The 18,083-nt window shown below is 70.4% G+C and carries 17 protein-coding genes; 9 read left to right on the forward strand and 8 right to left on the reverse strand.

The genetic code is table 11. The features are described from left to right. The first annotated feature begins 2 nt into the window (after nucleotides 1-2). The 4 genes from rpsM to rplQ all read left to right on the forward strand — a co-directional run bounded on the left by rpsM (nucleotide 3) and on the right by rplQ (nucleotide 2,578). The gene (rpsM, locus tag J2Y46_RS07455; protein WP_045301516.1) at nucleotides 3-377 is read left to right on the forward strand and encodes a 30S ribosomal protein S13; all 375 of its coding nucleotides are present in this window, start codon (nucleotides 3-5) and stop codon (nucleotides 375-377) included. A gap of 33 nt (nucleotides 378-410) precedes the next feature. Continuing rightward, the gene (gene rpsK / locus J2Y46_RS07460) at nucleotides 411-809 is read left to right on the forward strand and encodes a 30S ribosomal protein S11 (protein ID WP_018171470.1); all 399 of its coding nucleotides are present in this window, start codon (nucleotides 411-413) and stop codon (nucleotides 807-809) included. Nucleotides 810-975: 166 nt separating this feature from the next. After that, nucleotides 976-1,965, forward strand: a complete 990-nt coding sequence (locus tag J2Y46_RS07465; RefSeq protein WP_045301523.1) for a DNA-directed RNA polymerase subunit alpha — start codon at nucleotides 976-978, stop codon at nucleotides 1,963-1,965. A 64-nt stretch (nucleotides 1,966-2,029) separates the two neighbouring features. Continuing rightward, entirely contained in the window at nucleotides 2,030-2,578 is a 549-nt protein-coding gene (gene rplQ / locus J2Y46_RS07470) for a 50S ribosomal protein L17 (RefSeq protein ID WP_310241378.1), read from the forward strand. 200 nt (nucleotides 2,579-2,778) lie between these two features. Here rplQ and J2Y46_RS07475 read toward each other — a convergent pair whose 3' ends face one another. Further along, a complete protein-coding gene (locus tag J2Y46_RS07475; protein ID WP_310241379.1) occupies nucleotides 2,779-4,788 on the reverse strand; it encodes an acyltransferase family protein in 2,010 nt (669 codons plus the stop codon). 171 nt (nucleotides 4,789-4,959) lie between these two features. Between J2Y46_RS07475 and truA the strand changes: the two genes are divergently transcribed. After that, nucleotides 4,960-5,820 (forward strand): tRNA pseudouridine(38-40) synthase TruA, encoded by an 861-nt coding sequence (gene truA, locus J2Y46_RS07480; RefSeq protein WP_310241380.1) that lies wholly within the window; start codon nucleotides 4,960-4,962, stop codon nucleotides 5,818-5,820. Between the two features lie 51 nt (nucleotides 5,821-5,871). Beyond that, entirely contained in the window at nucleotides 5,872-6,468 is a 597-nt protein-coding gene (locus J2Y46_RS07485; protein ID WP_310241382.1) for a hypothetical protein, read from the forward strand. Here J2Y46_RS07485 and J2Y46_RS07490 read toward each other — a convergent pair. Together J2Y46_RS07490 and J2Y46_RS07495 are read right to left on the reverse strand one after the other, a co-directional pair. Then, nucleotides 6,446-7,621, reverse strand: a complete 1,176-nt coding sequence (locus J2Y46_RS07490) for a hypothetical protein (RefSeq protein ID WP_045301699.1) — start codon at nucleotides 7,619-7,621, stop codon at nucleotides 6,446-6,448. The genes J2Y46_RS07485 and J2Y46_RS07490 overlap by 23 nt on opposite strands. Further along, on the reverse strand, nucleotides 7,618-9,312 hold the full coding sequence (locus tag J2Y46_RS07495; protein WP_310241385.1) for a PAS domain-containing sensor histidine kinase: 1,695 nt from the start codon (nucleotides 9,310-9,312) through the stop codon (nucleotides 7,618-7,620). Before J2Y46_RS07495 ends, J2Y46_RS07490 begins: the two co-directional genes overlap by 4 nt. 190 nt (nucleotides 9,313-9,502) lie before the next feature. Here J2Y46_RS07495 and J2Y46_RS07500 point away from each other — a divergent pair, with 190 nt between their 5' ends. Then, nucleotides 9,503-10,978 carry a glycosyltransferase family 2 protein gene (locus tag J2Y46_RS07500; protein ID WP_045301535.1) on the forward strand — a complete coding sequence of 492 codons (1,476 nt, stop codon included), beginning with the start codon at nucleotides 9,503-9,505 and terminating at the stop codon, nucleotides 10,976-10,978. A gap of 312 nt (nucleotides 10,979-11,290) precedes the next feature. On the opposite strand, the gene J2Y46_RS07505 is transcribed toward J2Y46_RS07500, so the two are convergent. The 3 genes from J2Y46_RS07505 to J2Y46_RS07515 form a co-directional block, all read right to left on the reverse strand. Then, nucleotides 11,291-12,199: a response regulator transcription factor gene (locus J2Y46_RS07505; protein ID WP_045301537.1), complete on the reverse strand. Its 909-nt coding sequence runs from the start codon at nucleotides 12,197-12,199 to the stop codon at nucleotides 11,291-11,293. Between the two features lie 124 nt (nucleotides 12,200-12,323). Continuing rightward, entirely contained in the window at nucleotides 12,324-13,322 is a 999-nt protein-coding gene (locus J2Y46_RS07510; protein WP_310241390.1) for a glycoside hydrolase family 6 protein, read from the reverse strand. A gap of 53 nt (nucleotides 13,323-13,375) precedes the next feature. Continuing rightward, entirely contained in the window at nucleotides 13,376-13,819 is a 444-nt protein-coding gene (locus J2Y46_RS07515; RefSeq protein ID WP_310241392.1) for a hypothetical protein, read from the reverse strand. Between the two features lie 148 nt (nucleotides 13,820-13,967). On the opposite strand from J2Y46_RS07515, the gene J2Y46_RS07520 reads away from it, so the two are divergent. Then, on the forward strand, nucleotides 13,968-14,702 hold the full coding sequence (locus J2Y46_RS07520) for an endonuclease/exonuclease/phosphatase family protein (RefSeq protein WP_045301543.1): 735 nt from the start codon (nucleotides 13,968-13,970) through the stop codon (nucleotides 14,700-14,702). On the opposite strand, the gene J2Y46_RS07525 is transcribed toward J2Y46_RS07520, so the two are convergent. Beyond that, nucleotides 14,699-15,538 carry a hypothetical protein gene (locus J2Y46_RS07525; protein ID WP_310241396.1) on the reverse strand — a complete coding sequence of 280 codons (840 nt, stop codon included), beginning with the start codon at nucleotides 15,536-15,538 and terminating at the stop codon, nucleotides 14,699-14,701. The genes J2Y46_RS07520 and J2Y46_RS07525 overlap by 4 nt on opposite strands. 46 nt (nucleotides 15,539-15,584) lie before the next feature. Next, nucleotides 15,585-16,982 (reverse strand): DUF222 domain-containing protein, encoded by a 1,398-nt coding sequence (locus J2Y46_RS07530; protein WP_310241397.1) that lies wholly within the window; start codon nucleotides 16,980-16,982, stop codon nucleotides 15,585-15,587. 175 nt (nucleotides 16,983-17,157) lie between these two features. Here J2Y46_RS07530 and J2Y46_RS07535 point away from each other — a divergent pair, with 175 nt between their 5' ends. Then, nucleotides 17,158-17,682 carry a VanZ family protein gene (locus J2Y46_RS07535; RefSeq protein ID WP_052676895.1) on the forward strand — a complete coding sequence of 175 codons (525 nt, stop codon included), beginning with the start codon at nucleotides 17,158-17,160 and terminating at the stop codon, nucleotides 17,680-17,682. The last annotated feature ends 401 nt before the right edge of the window (nucleotides 17,683-18,083 follow it).

Consider the following 18,083-nt stretch of genomic DNA (forward strand, 5'->3'; position numbering starts at 1 on the left):
GCATGGCACGTCTTGCCGGCGTTGACATCCCGCGCGACAAGCGCGTGGTGATCGCCCTCACGTACATCTACGGCGTCGGCCGTACCCGCTCGAACGAGATCCTCGCTGCGACGGAGATCGACGAGAACATCCGCGTCAAGGACCTCAGCGACGACCAGCTGATCGCGCTCCGCGACTACATCGAAGGCAACTACAAGGTCGAAGGTGATCTGCGCCGCGAGGTCGCCGCCGACATCCGCCGCAAGGTCGAGATCGGCTCCTACGAGGGTCTGCGCCACCGTCGCGGCCTTCCGGTGCGCGGTCAGCGCACGAAGACGAACGCCCGTACCCGCAAGGGCCCGAAGCGCACCGTCGCCGGCAAGAAGAAGGCGCGCTAAGGCGCGGCCCCCAGGGTTTAGGAGAGCAAAGCAATGGCACAGGCCAAGTCCGCAGCGCGCAAGCCGCGCCGCAAGGAGAAGAAGAACATCGCGCTGGGCCAGGCCCACATCAAGTCGACGTTCAACAACACGATCGTCTCGATCACCGACCCGTCGGGCGCCGTCATCAGCTGGGCGTCGTCGGGTGGCGTGGGCTTCAAGGGCTCGCGCAAGTCGACGCCGTACGCCGCCGGCATGGCCGCGGAGTCCGCTGCCCGCCAGGCGCAGGAGCACGGCGTCAAGAAGGTCGACGTCTTCGTGAAGGGCCCGGGCTCGGGTCGCGAGACCGCGATCCGTTCGCTCACGGCCGCCGGCCTCGAGGTCGGCTCGATCCAGGACGTGACGCCGCAGGCCCACAACGGCTGCCGTCCGCCCAAGCGCCGCCGCGTCTGACATCCCGTAAGCCGGGGCACCGTTCGTCGGTGCCCCGGCTCCGGCACGTTTCCCACGGATGCCGCGACCGCTCGCCCGCGCGTCGGCCGCAGCATCCCGAGTAAAACTCAACACCTCACCCACCGCACGTGTCATATAGCGGGCACGTGATCGAAAGGAACACATAGTGCTCATCGCACAGCGTCCCACTCTGACCGAGGAGAAGATCGGGGAGTTCCGCAGCCGTTTCGTCATCGAGCCGCTGGAGCCCGGCTTCGGTTACACGATCGGCAACGCGCTGCGTCGCAGCCTCCTGTCGTCCATCCCCGGCGCAGCCGTGACGTCGATCCGCATCGACGGCGTCCTCCACGAGTTCAGCACCATTCCCGGTGTCAAGGAGGATGTCACCGAGATCATCCTCAACATCAAGCAGCTGGTCGTCTCCAGCGAGCGCGACGAGCCCATCACCGCGTACCTGCGCAAGACCGGCGCCGGTGAGGTCACCGCCGCCGACATCTCGGCGCCGGCCGGTGTCGAGGTGCACAACCCCGAGCTCGTCATCGCGACGCTCAACGACACCGCCAAGTTCGAGCTCGAGCTCACCATCGAGCGCGGCCGCGGCTACGTCTCGGCGACGCAGAACCGCAACGAGTACGCCGAGGCCGGCCAGATCCCGGTCGACTCGATCTATTCGCCGGTCCTGAAGGTCTCGTACCGCGTCGACGCGACGCGTGCCGGTGAGCGCACCGACTTCGACAAGCTCGTGCTGGACGTCGAGTCGAAGTCCTCGATCGCCCCGCGCGACGCCGTCGCTTCCGCCGGTCGCACGCTGACGGAGCTGTTCGGCCTGGCCCGCGAGCTCAACGTCGAGGCCGAAGGCATCGAGATCGGCCCGGCGCCGGTCGAGACCGTCCTCTCGAACGAGCTGTCGATGCCCATCGAGGACCTCGACCTCTCCGTGCGTTCGTACAACTGCCTCAAGCGTGAGGGCATCAACACCGTGTCGGAGCTCGTCGCCCTCTCGGAGACGCAGCTCATGAACATCCGCAACTTCGGTCAGAAGTCGGTCGACGAGGTGCGCGACAAGCTCGTCTCGCTCGGCCTGTCGCTGAAGGACTCGGTCCCCGGGTTCGACGGTGCGCACTTCTACGGCGGCTACGACGACGAGACCGTGTGATCGGATGCCGGGGCTCCCGGCATCCCGTATCCCCTGACCGAATTTCATCCTGGAGTAACTGAGAATGCCCAAGCCCACCAAGGGTCCCCGCCTCGGAGGCGGCCCCGCCCACGAGCGCCTGCTGCTTGCGAACCTGGCCGCCGCGCTGTTCACCCACAAGTCGATCAAGACGACCGAGACCAAGGCCAAGCGCCTGCGTCCGCTCGCCGAGCGTCTCATCACGTTCGCGAAGCGCGGCGACCTGCACGCGCGTCGTCGCGTGCTGTCGGTCATCGGTGACAAGGAAGTCGTGCACGTCCTCTTCACCGAGATCGCTCCGCTGGTCGCGGACCGTGACGGCGGCTACACCCGCATCACCAAGGTCGGCAACCGCAAGGGCGACAACGCTCCCATGGCCGTCATCGAGCTCGTTCTCGAGCCCGTGACGAAGAAGCCGTCGGCCAAGAAGGCTGCCGCCGCGAAGGCTGCTCCGGCCGAAGAGGCTCCCGCCGAGGAGGCCCCTGCCGCCGACGAGGCCGCCGAGGCCGGCGCCGAATCGCAGGAGGAGGGCGCCGCCGCCGAGGCTGCTGCCGAGGAGGCCGTCGAGGCTCCCGCCGAGGAGAAGTCCGAGTAAATCGGATCCCGCCGGGCGCAGCAGCCCGGCACCCCTTGCACCGCGAGGCCCGTCACCCACTGGGTGACGGGCCTTGCTGCGTCTGCCGTCTCGTTCGTCCGTCACCTGCGCACGCCAGATCCGCCGGTCCGCGCGCACAGGTGACGAACGAACAGCGGAGGAAGGGGACGGATGCTGCGGCCCGCGCCCCGACCGGAAGCTCAGGGGGTGAGATCGGCGCTGAGGATCTCGGCGAGGCGGTCGGCGCGGGCGGCGGCGTACTCGCGGCGCTCGTCGGCGATCTCGTCCACGGCGGCCGCGACGGTGTCGGCGAAGATGCGCCCGCCGGCGGCGCCGGGGTGGATCCTGTCGGCGGCCAGGAGGTCCTCGTGGGGCGCGATGGCGCCCGACCAGTCGGCGACGATGACGTTGCGGTGGTCCTCGGCGAACGCGGCGAGCTCGGCGTTGACGCCGGGGATCCAGTCGCGCGGCGCGTACGCGTTCACGAGAACGAGGTTGCGCTTCGGTCCGACGGTGTCGGCGAGCTGCTCCAGCGTCGACGGGTCGACCGCGCCGTTCGTGCCCAGGGCGACGACGACGTACGGCCGCAGCCGGCCGGTGGCGTCGAGGTCGCCGACGATCTCGGGCGCGGCCCACATCGAGCGCGAGACCTCGGCGTCGACGTCGATGCCCGGCAGGCGCTCCACGAGCCCGCCGGCGGACGCCAGCATGACGGAGTCGCCCACGGCGCTGATCTGGTCGCCGGTGATGTCGGTCGCAGCGGGGGTGGCCGTGTCCGTCGCCGAAGGGGTCGGGGCGATCGGCGCGGGAGCCTCGCGCAGCGCCTTCTCGAGGGCTGCCCGTCCCGCCTCGACGGCGGCCTCGGCGCTGGTCTCGTCGGGCGAGACCGCGATCGCGGCGCCCGCCCCGGCGAGCACGAGCGCGCCGCTCAGCGCGACGCCGACGGTGCGCAGCCGTGCGCCGGGCCCGCCCTGCAGGCGTGTGGCGAGCATGCGCATCGAGGCGCGGAAACCATGCCGGCGCACGGGTGTCTCGACGTAGCGCAACGACAGGGCGGATGCTGCGGCCGTCGCCGCGAGGACTCCCAGGCCGATCCAGACCGGCGCCGTGGCGACGGTCGCGTCGGGCGCGAACGCCGCGACCGCCAGCACGAGCAGCGGCCAATGCCACAGGTAGATGCCGTAGGAGCGGTCGCCGATCCAGCGCATCGGCCGCACATCGATCGCGCGTCCGAACCACGAGCCCGGCCAGACGCCCGCCACGATCGCGATGGCGCTGAGCAGGCTGGCGGCCAGGAGCGCGCCGGGGAACGTCGCGGTCGAGGCGGTCTGCGGCACCATGGCGAGCGCGACCAGGCCTGCGAGCGCGAGCACCCCGGCTGCCCCGGTCACGCGTCGCGCGACCCGCGAATCGACCCAGCGAGGCCGCGCCGCGAGCGGCGCACCGCCAGGCACCGTGCGCCAGTGCGGCCCGCGCGCCCCGTCGCTGGTGGTCGCCACGAGCGCAGCGGGCGCAGCATCCGTCACCCGGAGCAGGGGAGCCAGCAGGAATGCGAGGCCGACGCCGAGCAGCAGGCCGAACGCGTGCGTGTCGGTGCCGAAGTAGGCGCGCGTGACGTCGCCCCCGCCCGCGACCACGACGCCCATCCACACGGCCGACGCGGCCGCCAGGGCGATCGCCGCTGCCGTGCGCGCCCGCGCCCGCGGCAGCAGCAGGAACAGCGGGAAGATCAGCGGCCAGAGCACATAGAACTGCTCCTCGACCGCGAGCGACCAGAAGTTGCGGAAAAGCTCGGGCGTGGCCGCGGCGAAGTACCCGCCGCCGCCCGCGACCGAGACCCAGTTGTAGCTGAAGGTCGCGGCACCCAGCACCTGGTCGTCGAGGTCGACGAGGACGTCGCCGCCGACGATCCAGGCCAGTGCCGAGCAGACCGCGACCACCACCGCGAGCGCGGGCACGAGCCGCCGTGCGCGCCTCTGCCAGAAGTGGCCGAGCGCGACGCGTCCGGTCGAGATGTGCTCCCGCAGCAGCAGGCTCGTGATGAGGAACCCGCTGATCACGAAGAACACGTCGACCCCGACGAAGCCGCCCGGCAGCACCGCCGGGGGGAACAGGTGGTAGACGACCACGAGCAGCACGGCGATCGCCCGCATGCCGTCCAGCCCGGCCAAGCGGGCGGGAGGGCGTGGGGAGGGCGCAGTCGACGTCATGGGTTCTCGCGAACGAAGGAGGGGGAACCGCAATCATACGTGGCCTCCCTGGGCATATCACGGCGCGCGGCCCGGCTCCGCCTGGCCGATGCGGCGCTCGCCGCGATCGGCGAGACGCTGCCTCGCGGCGGCTTCGTCGTCGGGTGAGGGTGCCTCGGTAGGCTGGAGCCCGTGCGGATCCGCCTCGACATCGCCTACGACGGCACGCATTTCCGCGGGTGGGCGCGTCAGCCCGGGCTGCGCACCGTGCAGGAGACTCTCGAATCCTCCCTCGCGCGGGTCCTCGGCGGCGATCCGCGGCTCGTGGTCGCCGGACGCACCGATGCCGGCGTGCACGCCACCGGCCAGGCCGCCCACGTCGACCTCGACGAGGCGCAGCAGCAGCGCATGCTCGCACGGCACGCGCGTCCGGCCGCAGGCGTCCCCACTGCCGAAGACCGCGCCGCAGCGCTCGCTGCGCGCATGACCGGCGTGGTCGGCGCGTACTCCGACGTCGCGGTCACGGGCTCGCGCATCGCGCCCGAGGGCTTCGATGCGCGGTTCTCGGCGGTGTGGCGCCGGTACGAGTACCGCATCGGCGACACGGTGACCGGCTACGACCCTCTCGAGCGTCATCGCACCACCTCGGTGCGGGCATCCCTCGACGTGGAGGCGATGGATGCCGCCGCTCGCGCTCTCATCGGACTCCACGACTTCGCCGCGTACTGCAAGCCGCGTGAAGAGGCCACGACGATCCGCACGCTGCTCGAGTTCGACTGGCACCGCGACGCCGCCGGCGTGCTGGTCGCGAACGTCAAGGCCGACGCGTTCTGCCACAGCATGGTGCGCGCGCTCGTCGGCGCGTGCGTCGCCGTCGGTGAGGGGCGCCTCGACGTCGGCGACGTCGTCGACATCCGCGACGCGCAGGAGCGTGTGCCCGAGGTCAAGGTGCTCGCGGCACGCGGGCTCACGCTCACCGAGGTGGGCTATCCGGCCGACGATCTGCTCGCCCAGCGTGCCGAGCAGACCCGCGCGCGGCGCGACCGCGAGTGACACGGCCCCGCTAGACTGACCGGACGTTTTCCGGCGCGACTCGGGGGTTCTATGCGCAGGTGGGACCGGTTCGCCGGCGTCGTGATGATCTCGCTCGTCGGCATGGCGGCGCTCGCCGGTTGCGGGCCCGCACCGTGGGAGGAGGGCGCCGGCGGGAGCACGCCGACGCCCACGTCGACCGCGGTTCCGACCCCGGTGCCCAACGACCTCTCCGGCGGGGCCACGCAGCGCCAGCTCGCTGCGGGCGCAGTCACCGCAACGATCGACTACTGGTCGACGCTGTCGATGGACGAATGGACCGCCGAGGCGATCAAACCTGTGAGCATCTCGCTGATCACGACGGTCACCCCTGACGACAGGCAGAAGGTCTACCTGCAGCGCGCGACGATGACCGCCGTGCCGTCGTCCCCGACGGGTGCGCTGGATGCGCTCGCTCCGCAGGTCGACTCGTCGACGGTGAGCCCCGGCTACCTCGTGCTGGATCCGTACAGCTACTCGCAGACGTTCAACGTCGGCCCGGTGCCGGCCGAGGCGACGTACGTGACGCTGCAGTTCAGCTACGACTTCCTGGTGCAGACGACGCCGACCTCGAGCGAGTACGCCAAGCAGACGGCGACCGACACGCTCACGGTAGCTCTGACTGACTGATCAGGCGGTTGACGATGGTGGCGCCGACGCGCTCCCATCGGTCGCCGCCCTTGCCGCTCGCGACCCGCGCGGCCTCGCGGCCGGTGTACACGAGAGTGTCGAGGTCGTACCCGAGCACCGAGACCGGCGCCCAGCCGGCGCTCGCCGTGGGTCGGATGGGGAGCGCGCCATGCACGTCGAGCACGGTCACGCGCTCGAGCGTCGCGCGCAGCAGATCGCGCACCACCGCATCCGGTCGGGGCACGAGCACCACGACGGCGCCCGCCGAGGGCGATCCGACGTCGGATTCGGCCGGGAAGGCGGCGCGCACCTCGTCCTCGAGACGTTCCGACAGGGTCGCGAACGCGGCTGCCCCCGCGGTCTGGCGGATGTCGGCGGCGTCATCGAGCCCGAGATAGACGACGGACCACGGCTCCGAGGTCTTCTGCGCCCGCGCGAGGCGGTCGCCGGCGGTCCGCTCGAACTGCTGCCACGCCGTCGAGACGGCCGCGGTGCGGCCGAGCCCGCTGTCGCGAGCCGTCGTGCCGACCACCGCGACCAGAGCGCAGGCCACGTACACCAGCATCCCCACCGATGCGATCAGCCGCACCAGCTCGAAATCGTCGCCGCCCGATGGCGGGTACACGAAGCCCGCGATCAAGGTGCCGACCCCGGTGACGAAGAACGCGATCGAAACGATCACGAGCGGCAGCAGCAGCCGATCGTGACGCCGCGACGAGGCGCGCGCCCAGTCGAGCACGAACAGGCCCGCGAACACGGATGCTGCGAAGAACACCGTGCGGTACGCCACGGTGAACCACGCGAGGTCGTCGACGATCGCGAGCGAGAACGCGGACACCGCGGCCATGGCCGCTCCCGCCCACACGTGCGGGCGCAGCCCCCATGCCGCGCGGAAGCCCGACCACAGGAACGCCGGCGCGCCCATGAGTGCGCCCAGCGACGCGCGACGGAGCTGCTCGATGCCGGCGATGTCCCCCGCGACGACGCCGTAGGTGGCGAGCATCGCGAGGGCGAAGGCGATGCTCCAGGAGAGCGTCGGGAGACCGGGCCGCACGAGGAACGCGATGCCGATGGTGAGCATCGTCGCCAGGGTGGTGATCACCGCCTGGGCGATGCCGAGGTCCACGCCGGCTCCGGCGATGAGATCGGTCATGCTCGTCCTTCTTTGTCGCGCCGGTCCTCCGGCCGCGCGGCCGGACGACCGGCCCGCTCGCCCGCCAGCTCGCCCGCCAGCGGCAGGCGGATCGTGATGGTCGTGCCCGTGCCCGGCTCGCTGTCGATCGACAGCGTGCCCCCGTGGGCGAGCACGATGTCGTTGCTGATGCCGAGTCCGAGCCCGGTGCCGCCGGACTTCTTCTTGGCCTCCTCGGTGCGGAAGTACGGGGTCAAGATGTTCGGGAGGTCGTCTGCGGCGATGCCGATGCCGGTGTCGGCGACCGACAGCACGACCTGGTGGTCCTCGACGGCACCGGTGATGCGGACGCGGCCGTCGCGCGGGGTGTACTTGATCGCGTTGCTCACGACGTTGTCGACGACCTGCCGCAGCCGGAACCCGTCCGCGGTGATCGGAAGGGCCTCGTCGGCGCGCACGTCGATCGAGATGTCGCCGGAGACCGCGGTCGGGCGGAACGAGGCGACCGACTCGACCAGGATCTGACGCAGGTCGATGTCGTCGACCTCGTCGCGGGCCGAGAAGCCGCGCTTCGAGGTCGTGCCCAGGCTCTGGATCATCGTCAGCATGCGGTCGCTCGCTGCGACGATCGACTCGAACCGCTCGCGCGTGCGCGGGGTGAGGTCGTCGAGTTCGAGAGCGAGTTCCGCATTGCCGATCATCACGGTGAGCGGGTGCTTCAGCTCGTGCGACGCCATCGCCGTGAACCGCTCCCGCTCGCGCTGCGCGTACGTGAGGGCGGTCACGTCGTGGACGAGGAGAAGGATGCTGGATCCCTCGTCGCCGCCGGCCGCGAGGCGCTTGGCGGTCACCGAGAGCGCGCGCCACTCTCCTTCCGCGGTGAACAGCCAGACCGAGGCATCCGTGAAGGTCTCTCCGCGTGCGGCACGCGCGAAGGGTCGCTCGGAGAACGGCACCGGCATGCCGCGGCGCCCGGTGTACTCGACGGAGCGGGCGGGCAGCGTCGGGTCGAGGGGGTCGAGGCCGTACAGGCGCGAGTAGGCGTCGTTCACGGCGAGCACGGAGCCGTCGTCGGAGATGCGCGCGATGCCGGTGTCGACGCCGTTGAGGATCTCGCTGGTGCGGCGCTCCTGGTCGGCGCGGCGCATGTACGTCGCGGTGAGGCGGCTTGCCTGACGGCGCAGCAGGCGGCGCAGCGCGCGGGTCCGGCGGAGGGCGATATGCGCCGTGATGCCGATGAAGGTCAGCGACAGCAGGACGACGAACACCCGGAGCGCCGCGAGGTTGCTCGAGGTGATCGCCGAATCGACGAGGAGGATCAGCCCGATCAACGCGAGCATCGCGGCGAGGGCGGTTGCCCGGAAATGCATCGCGACCCACATCACCGGGAACGCCCAAAGGTAGCCCAGGCGCAGCTCGGTCCCGCTGGACATCAGGCCGATGGCGATCGCGTCCGCGAACGGCACCGCCAGCACCGCCCACGCGGGCAATCGCGACCACGGCAGACACAGGGTGGCCAGCGTGAGGATGACCACCAGCAGCGTGCCGACCAGGAAGTTCCAGCGGCCGAACATCGCCGGCTGCAGAACCATCACGAGGATCGCCGTGATGAGCACGCTGGCGGCGAGCACCAGCTGCGTGAGCCAGATCGACCGGGTGCGGCCGTCGGGCGTGCCCACGACGAGTGTCGATCGTGCAGCCCCGGTAGCCATAGCCCGATTCTATTGACCCGGCCACCTGGCATTTCGACGCCGGGCCGACAGCGGGCAAACGCTCTCTCTTGCGGATGTCTTGCGGAAACCTTGCGGTTGTGTTCGCGGTGTCTCGGAGGGGCCTTGCGGTCGGTGGGAGAAGCTCTTGTTGTGCCGGAGACACCGGCCGAGAATCCGAAAGGCGACGAACGTGAGCGAGATCGTCCCCCTCACCCGCAGCCAGCGCACGCACCGCGCGGAGCCGGCCGCTGCACTTGAGGACGTCACGACCGTCCACGGATTCGCCGAGGACTTCGAGGCCGTGCTCGACGACACCTCTGTGCACCGCTCGACGATCGGCTGCGTCATCCCGGCCTACAACGAGGAGGAATCGATCGCCCAGGTGATCGAGTCGCTGCTCGGCCAGACCCGCGTGCCGGATGTCATCCACGTCGTCGTCAACAACACGTCCGACGCCACCGTCAAGCTCGCGTCGCAGTACGCCGGCCCGCACGAGGTCGTCACCGAGCTCGGCGAGCAGTTCACCGAGGTCTTCGTCCACGACATCGGCAAGAACCCCGACAAGAAGGTCGGCGCGCTCAACTACGGCTACACGCTGGTCGAGGGCTACGACTACCTGCTCGGCGTCGACGGCGACACCGTCGCCGACGCGAAGGCCGTCGAGTACCTCGAGGCCGAGGCCACCAGCGACACCCGCATCGGCGGCATCTCGGCGATCTACTCGATCGACGACAAGCCGATCAAGGGCTCGCTGGCGAAGTTCCTCACGACCGGCCAGCGCTCGCAGTTCGCGGCTTTCAACCTGCACAACCTGCTCCGCGGCCGCAACATGGCGGTTCTCGGCGGCCAGTTCTCGATCTTCTCGACGCACGCCCTGCGCGACGTCATGAAGGAGAACCACCAGTCGACGCCGTGGGTCAAGGACTCCGAGGTCGAGGACTCGCTCCTCTCCCTCCAGATCAAGAGCGCCGGCTACCTCACCAAGATCAGCCCGTTCGCCCGCGCCGACGTCGGCGGCATGACGACGCTCCGGGCGCTGGACGCGCAGCAGGTCAAGTGGACCTACGGCGCCATCGAGCTCATGTGGCCGGGTCAGCGCGGCGACACCAAGGGGCAGCCGTTCCACCCGAACCTGCGCGTCCGCTGGCTCGAGCACTTCGACATGCTCATGAACATGTTCGTGCGGATCGCGTTCGTCACGCTGCTCGCGGCGTCGCTGTCGATCGGGGCCTTCGTCTTCTCGTACTGGTGGCTCATCCCGCCGGTGGTCGCGATCGCGCTCAACACGCGTATGGCGCTCACGATGCACAACCGCAACACACGCGATGTTCTCTTCGGGCTGACGCTGCTGCCGGCCGAGATCTACATGTGGATCCGCTGCAGCCACTTCGTTCGCTCGTGGACGCGGTTCCTGTCGCGCAAGAAGGTCGACAACTGGGCGATGCAGGCCAAGGCCGAGCGCGGCGGCGGCTTCGGCCACTGGACACCGCTCATCCTCGCCGTCGCCGTCATCGTGGCGATGGTCGCGATCTGGATGATGCTGCCCGTGATGGTGCAGTCCACCGTCCTGTGGATCGGCTGGCCGATCGTCGGCGTCGTCACCGTGCTGCAGACGCTGTCCATGTTCTTCAAGCTCATCCGTCGCCATCACGGATACAAGGTCTGACCCGAACCCGAATCGGGTCAGAACTGGGGAAGCGCCGCGGCTGGGGAGCGCGGCGCGGGGGAGGAGGTGAGGGGTCCGCCTTTGGGGGAAGGCGGGCCCCCTCACCGACACAAGCACGGCGGAGAGATCCGCTCGTCCGACACGTACCCGAAGCGTGTCACCGCTGGGGAGAGCGCCGCGGCTGGGGAGCACGGTGCGGGGGAGGAGGTGAGGGGCCCGCCTTGGGGAGAGGCGGAGACACCCTCGCCGAAAGTGAAGGAGGCATCCGCTCACGTGGGGCGAGCGGATGCCTCCTTCGCTGTTCCGGGAAGGTCAGCCCTCCGAGGTCAGCCGGTACCCGACGCCGCGCACGGTCTCGATGTAGCGCGGGTTCGCGGCGCTCTCGCCGAGCTTTCGTCGCAGGTTCGTCATGTGCGCCTCGACCGCACGCTTGTCGGCCTCGCCGACGAAGTAGCTCGTCACATACGACTCCCCGCGCAGCACCAGCGTCAGGTCGGCCTTGCTGCGCACGCGCCGCTTCGACTCGAGCAGGGTCGCGAGCAGGTCGAACTCGGTGCGCGTGAGATCGAGCTCCTCGCCGCCGATGAGCACGATGCGGTTCTCGGGGTGCAGCCGCAGGTCGCGGTGCGTCAGCCACTCGCCGTTCGTGTCGACGGTGGCGGGGACGGATGCCGCACCCGCCGGCACGATCACGGTCGCGGGTGTCGCGAGGTCGCGCTCCTCGATCGCGGGGGCGGTGGGCACGGCGGTGGTCGTCGGCCGCATGCCGGGGAACGACGGACCGACGCTCCCCTGCGAGGGGGCTGCGGGAGCCGGCGGCACGGCCCGCTCGGCGTCGGCGCTGCGGCGCCGCATCAGCGCTTCGACACGCGCGCGCAGTTCGCGCGGCCGGAAGGGCTTGAGGAGGTAGTCGTCGGCGCCGGCGCCGAGCCCGGCGATCACGTCGGCCTCGTCGTTCATGCCGGTGAGCATGATGATGTACGTGTCGGACTGCGCGCGGATCCGCTTGGCAGCCTCGATGCCGTCGATGCCGGGCATGTTGACGTCGATGGTCGTGAGCACCGGCTTGTAGGTGAGCACCGCCCGCACGCCGTCGATGCCGTTGCCGACCGAGACCGTCGAGAACCCCGACGATTCGAGGACCTCGGCCAGGACGTGGCGGATCTCTTTGTCGTCCTCGATGATGACCGCTGTCTTCAGCTCGTCAGAAGGGGTGCTCATTCGTGCGATCTTTCTCGGACGGTGGAACCGGTAGATGCGCCGGTTACCGACCCCAGCCGCGGCCCCCGACGCATGCGCAAAGTACTCCCGATGCTACACAACACCGGGAATGCCTGGTCGGAGATCAATCCGCGACGACGTCCCGGGTGAGCTCCACGGCGGCCTCCGGCCACCACTGCCCGGCCGCAGGCCCGCCGTTGCAGTCGCCGTCGCTCTCGCCGGGCGGCTTGATCCAGAGGTTCGTGTCGACGACGTCGTCGCCGATCGTGCCGCCAGGTTCTCCGACGAGACGCCCGGGCGGATTGCACCACTCGCCGTTCGAGCCCGCGCCGCTGCGGCCGGTGTCGATGATCGCGTGCAGTCCGTCGAGGCGTCCGGCGACGTCGTGGGCGTACGCCACCTCGTCGTCGGTCGCCTGGAAGTTCGACACGTTCGTGACGAAGCCGCGGATGCCTCGCTCCCCGTCGCCGCGGGACGCACGGTCGACGCTGTCGATGAGGTCGGCCATCTCAGCCGGGGCCAGCCAGTTCGAGTGGCCGCCGTCGATATAGATCCAGGTGCTGTCGCCGGCGAGAGTCTCGATCGCCGCGCTCAACTGCTCGACGCGCTCGTCGACGTTTCCGCACTCGGGCGCGAGGGCGAGGCTGTCGGGCTCGAGGATCACGAGGGGGGACGTGCCGGCGGCCTCGTGCAGCGCATCGCCGATCGCGCGCGTCCACTCGAGATACGCATCCCCGTCGAGACCGCCCGCGGAGTGCCCGCCGCAATCGCGTTCCGGCAGGCCGTACACGACCACCGCCATGCGCGCGGACTGGTCGCGCGCCTCCGCGGCGAGCCCGGCGATGCGCTCGCCCACGACGTCGGTGGGATCGCCCTCCGGCGTGAGCCAGACGGCCGTGGGCTGTGCGCTCAGATACTTCGCCGCGGCCTGCTCGGGGCTGCCGTCGGCGGCACGGGTCGCAGCATCCGCCGCCTTCGAGAGGTCGGAGGCGACGATCTTCGTGCCGCGACCGGGCGGCTCGGGAGCCTGCCCGACCAGGAGCACGACGGCGGCGACCACTGCGATGACGGCGACGGCGCCCGTGATCGCGAGGATCGTGATGGTCCGTCGCGAGGTGGGCACGAAGGCGAGCCTACGAGAAGTGAGCCCGAGGGCGGGCGCTCCGGCGTGTCGCGTCAGGCCGTGCGGGGCCGCGGACTGCGCACGCGTGCGGCGGGCGCGGTGCGTCCGGACGCGAGCGCGCCGTGCCGGGCCGTGCCGCCGCGCTTCGAGCCGACGAGCTGTAGCAGGGCGGCCGCGAGCGGGCTCGCGGAGGTCGCCTCGGCCTCGAAGGCGCGGGCGACGACGGATGCTGCGCGCTCGAACTCCTGCCGCTTCTCGAAGACCGCGCGGCGCTCGGCGACCACATGGTCGGCGGCGGCGTACTCGGCGCGCAAGCGGGCGCGCTCGGACTCGTCGAGTCCGGGTCGACGCGCGGTGCGCTCGAGGGCCTCGGCGGCCCGGGAGCGCAGGGCGATGCTGCGGTGCAGCTCGCGCTCGGCGGTCTCACGGGCGACGCGGCTCGCGTCGAGCGCGTCGGCGAGCTCGGCGCGGACGGTCTTCGGGGATGCGGCGGTCATGGGGTCCTCCAGGATCGGGGTGCGGGTTCACGCTCGGATGCCGTGAACCGGCACACCACTCAAGAGCCGCAGCATCCGGTTTTCGTACATACGAGCTTCCTGTCAAGGCCATCCGCTCGCCACGTCGGCGGCATAGGCTGTGGTCGTCATGAAGGTCATCTCGTACAACCTGCGCAAGCACCGGGCGGCGGGGGAGCTCGCCCACCTGGTAGAGCGCCATGGCGCGGACGTGCTGTGCCTCCAGGAAGCGGACACGTCCGACATCCCCGAAGAGATCTCGGGGCTGCGGCTCGCGGACTCCACGCAGCGCAACCGTCTCGGGCTCGCGGTGTACTACCGCGAGAACACCTACCGCGCGGTCGAGGTGCGGGCGCTCGCGCTGAAGAAGTCGTTGCATGACCGCGTGCTCAAGCCCGCGGAGGAGCGGCTGCTGGGAGTCCGGCTGCACGACATCGACGAGAACACCGATCTCATCGTGGCCTCGTTCCACGCCGCGCCGCTGACGGCGCTGAACTCGCTGCGCCGCCACCAGATCCGCACGGCGCTCGGCGAGCTGCAGCAGCTCGGCGAGGGGCTGCCGGCGCTCATGGTCGGCGACTACAACTACCCGGTGTTCAAGGAGCGGCTGGGCCAGCACATCCGCGAGCAGGGGTACGAGCTGAACCTGTCGGACTCGCGCACGTACACGCGCTACCGCTTCTTCCGCGGTCACTACGACTTCGCGACCTCGATCGGCTTCGAGATCGACCGCGTGCGGACGCTGCCGCAGGGCCTGAGCGATCATCTGCCGATCCTCGTGACCGCCCACCCCGCCGCGGGTGTGCGCCGCGTGGTCGAGATCGGCGACCCCGAGACGGCGGCGGCAGGCAGCGGCGCTGCCTAGAGGAGCGACGGGTCGGGGTCGCTCCATTTCTCGATCCCCTGCACCACCCAGAACACGAAGAACAGCGTGAGCGCGATCGCCTCGACGATGAGGACGATGGGGACACCGGAGCCGCCCGCCTGCGGGAGCAGCACGACATACGCCACGAGCACCAGCACGAGCCCCACCGCGATCGCGGTGTACAGCACACGGAACACCGGGGCAGGGGGCGGACCCTGCCGAGGAAACGCGCCTCGCACGGCGACCGCCGCGAACAGTGCGAAGAAGGCCGTCGTCGCGATGAAGTGCGCGTTCTGCAGGAACGCGTCTCGCGCGAATGCCCACGTGAGCCCCGTCACGGCGATCACGACGGCCGCGATCAGCAGCGACGGCCACACCGCTGCGAGCGAGACCTGGCCGAGCGCGCCGAGCACCAGCGCGACGAGGAGCAGCAGAATCCCGAGCACGAGGTAGACGACGACGCCGTTCGCGACGTCCGCCTCATACGCGGGCGGGAAGCAGCGTCCCGTGCACGGGACGCTGACGCCGGGCACGGCGCCGGGCGCGAGAGTCGTCGGCACCAGGGCGATCAGCGGCGCGAACAGTGCGGCGGCATCGAGGAGAGCCCGCTCCGCTCCGCGTCCGGACAGGGCGAACAGCGCGAGGGAGACTGCGATCAGCGCCCCGACGAACACATCGCGGGCGGGCGTGTAGAAGTAGTCGCTGACGGAGGTCAGCCAGCCGTACGTCGTCGCCGCCTGGGCGATCGCGACGAAGATCGCGATGACGGTGCCGGCCAGCCCGATCCGCAGGTAGCGGTAGGTGCGCTCGAGCGACGTCGACCCAGCGGATGCCATGGCGATCACGATAGCGGCCTGCCCCGACGACCGTGCCCCGCCTGGGTCAGGCGGCTGCGAAGTCGTAGCGGGCGCGTCCGCCCAGGCGTGGAGTGCGCGCGGGGTCGACGTAGACGGGTGGGATGAGCCACACCCTGGCTTTTCGACCGGTGCCTTCGACCTGTATGTCCCACCCGTTGTCATGTATCCGGTGGTGGCACGATTCGCAGAGCAGCACGCCATTGTCGAGGTCGGTGGGGCCGGCGTCTCGCCTCCACCAGAGGATGTGATGCACCTTCGTGAATTGGGGCGGAAGCCCGCACCCGGTGCACCCACCGTCGCGCTCGCCGAGGGCGAGTTTCTGGGACCTGGAGTAGAGCCGCCGCTCGCGACCCCAGTCGAGAATCTCGCTGTCGCCGCCGAGCACGCAGGGGATCACCGAGGCGCTGGACGCGAGCTTGCGGGCCGCCGAGGCCGAGATGGGAGCGTCTATGCCGTCGATCTCGGCCGTGCCGGTGCCCTGGCGAAGGGTCTCGAGGTCCATGCGCACGACCACCGTCACCCCGTTCAGGGGGAGGTCCTTCTCGTCACAGCCGAGGGCGTGCTCGCAGATGCTCACGAGCGCGTCGGCCTGCATCTGCGGGATCGTGCGGCGCTCAGCATCCGTCGTCTCATCGAGCAGGGGCGTCGTGCGCGCATCGGGCGCGGGCGTGGCGCGGGCGTTCTCGACGTCGCGCTGGGCGCGGAGCTTCGCAGTGACCATGCCTTCGAGCGCGGTCACGACCGGCGCGCCGCTCACCGGGTCGAACTTGCCGTTGATGATGATCATGCCGGAGCGATCGCGGCGGATGGTCAGCCCCGTCTCGGCCGCCAGGTCCGCTTCGCGGGGCTCGACACCGTCGGGGTCGAGCCAGGCCTCGGCGCGGAGAATGAGCTTCGACAGGGCGTCGAGGGGGAGCCCGGCAGCCTGCGACACGAGGAGCTTCTCGGCTTCGTCGACCTTCTCAGCTCCGGCGCGGATCGCGACGCGGTCGAGCATCGCGATGATCGCCGACGCCGCCTGCGCTCCGATGCGGCCGTCGCTCAGACCCTGCCCGACGTGCGGATGCCGGGCAGGTGCCTTGTCGCCGGAGAGCAGCATGCGCGGAGTCGTGGCCTCGCCGACCTTCACGAGCCGGGCGGCGTCGCCGGTGGTCGTGCCCATCGTCGCCGCGATGAACTGCGTGGGGTTGCGGAAGCCCTGGATCTTCGCGAGGCTGTCGGGCCCGAGCTCGGGCCGTGACTGCCGCTGGATCTCGGATGCCACCAGCGCTTGAACGCTCTCGGCAAGACGTTTGCCGCGCCCGATCTGCTCGTTGAGAGCGATCAGCTCGGCCGGCGAGAGCGACGCGATGTCGCGCTCGTCGGGCAGGATTCCCCGCGCAACGTCGATCGCCTCGGCGAGGGACGACAGTGCGCTGGTCATGCATTCAGCGTAGCGGAGGCGAGCACGAGTGTCAAAGATTTGTTCGAATGATCCAGGCTAAATGCTCGCGAACTCGATCCTGTTTCTCGGCCATGAACGATCTTAAGGTTGAATCACGTATCGTGACCATCGAACATCTGTTCCCTCCGCCGATGCGTACTCTCGCTCGAACGCGGTGCCGAGTAGAATCGCCGCACTGCGCGGCAGCGTCGCGGCGCCCGACCGAGGGGAGCCCGCCATCACCGACGCACCCGCTGTCGCGCCCGCGCAGCCCTCCACCGCGGCCGTCGCCACCTTCCACCTGCGTCGCACGCAGGGGCGAGGCATCCGTCTGCTCGTCGTCTATGGCGTGATGCTCGCGCTCATCGCGTTCTGGCCGACCCCCGTGGATCGCGGAGCGTCAGCCCCTCTCCACGCGATCACGCGCGCCGTTCCCTGGCTGACCTACGAACTCATCGAGACGACGGCGAACGTCGCGCTGTTCGTGCCGTTCGGGGTGCTGCTGGCGCTCGTCCTTCCGCTGCACCGCGGACTCGTCGTGCCGATCGCCCTCGCGACGACGCTCGTGATCGAGTCGGGGCAGGGGCTGCTCCTCTCCGAGCGCACGCCGAGCCTGCGCGACATCGTCGCCAACGTGCTGGGCGCCACCATCGGCCTCGCGATCGTGCACCTGATGGAGCGGCGCAGGATTCCGGATTGACGGATGCTGCGCCGCGCCCCGCGTCCGGTCGGACGGCGCCGTTGCGGCCCCTTGTGCGGCGGCATCCGCAGCGCTAGCATCCGGGCATCGGTTGCCGGGGGGAACGCGCAATCGGTTCGGGTCCAGCGCGAAGGCGCGGCTGTTTCGCCGTGCCAGTTCGACCGGGGGGCGAGACCATGAACGACGCTCAGAACAACGAGCCTGCAGCAAACGGCGCCGATGCGGATGCTGCGGCTGCAGATGCCCCAGCGCCGGTGGCGAATGCGCCCGAAGGGGAGAAGCCGCCCGTGCCGCCCGGAGAAGATGGCGAACCGGTGGCGCCCGCGCCACCCGACCAGGCTCCGGCGCCGGCCCCAGCGCCCGCGCCGGCCCCAGCGCCCGCGCCGGCCCCAGCGCCCGCG

Origin of the sequence: Microbacterium sp. BE35 (assembly GCF_031457705.1) — a bacterium.
In the GTDB taxonomy this organism is placed as follows: Bacteria; Actinomycetota; Actinomycetes; order Actinomycetales; family Microbacteriaceae; genus Microbacterium; species Microbacterium trichothecenolyticum.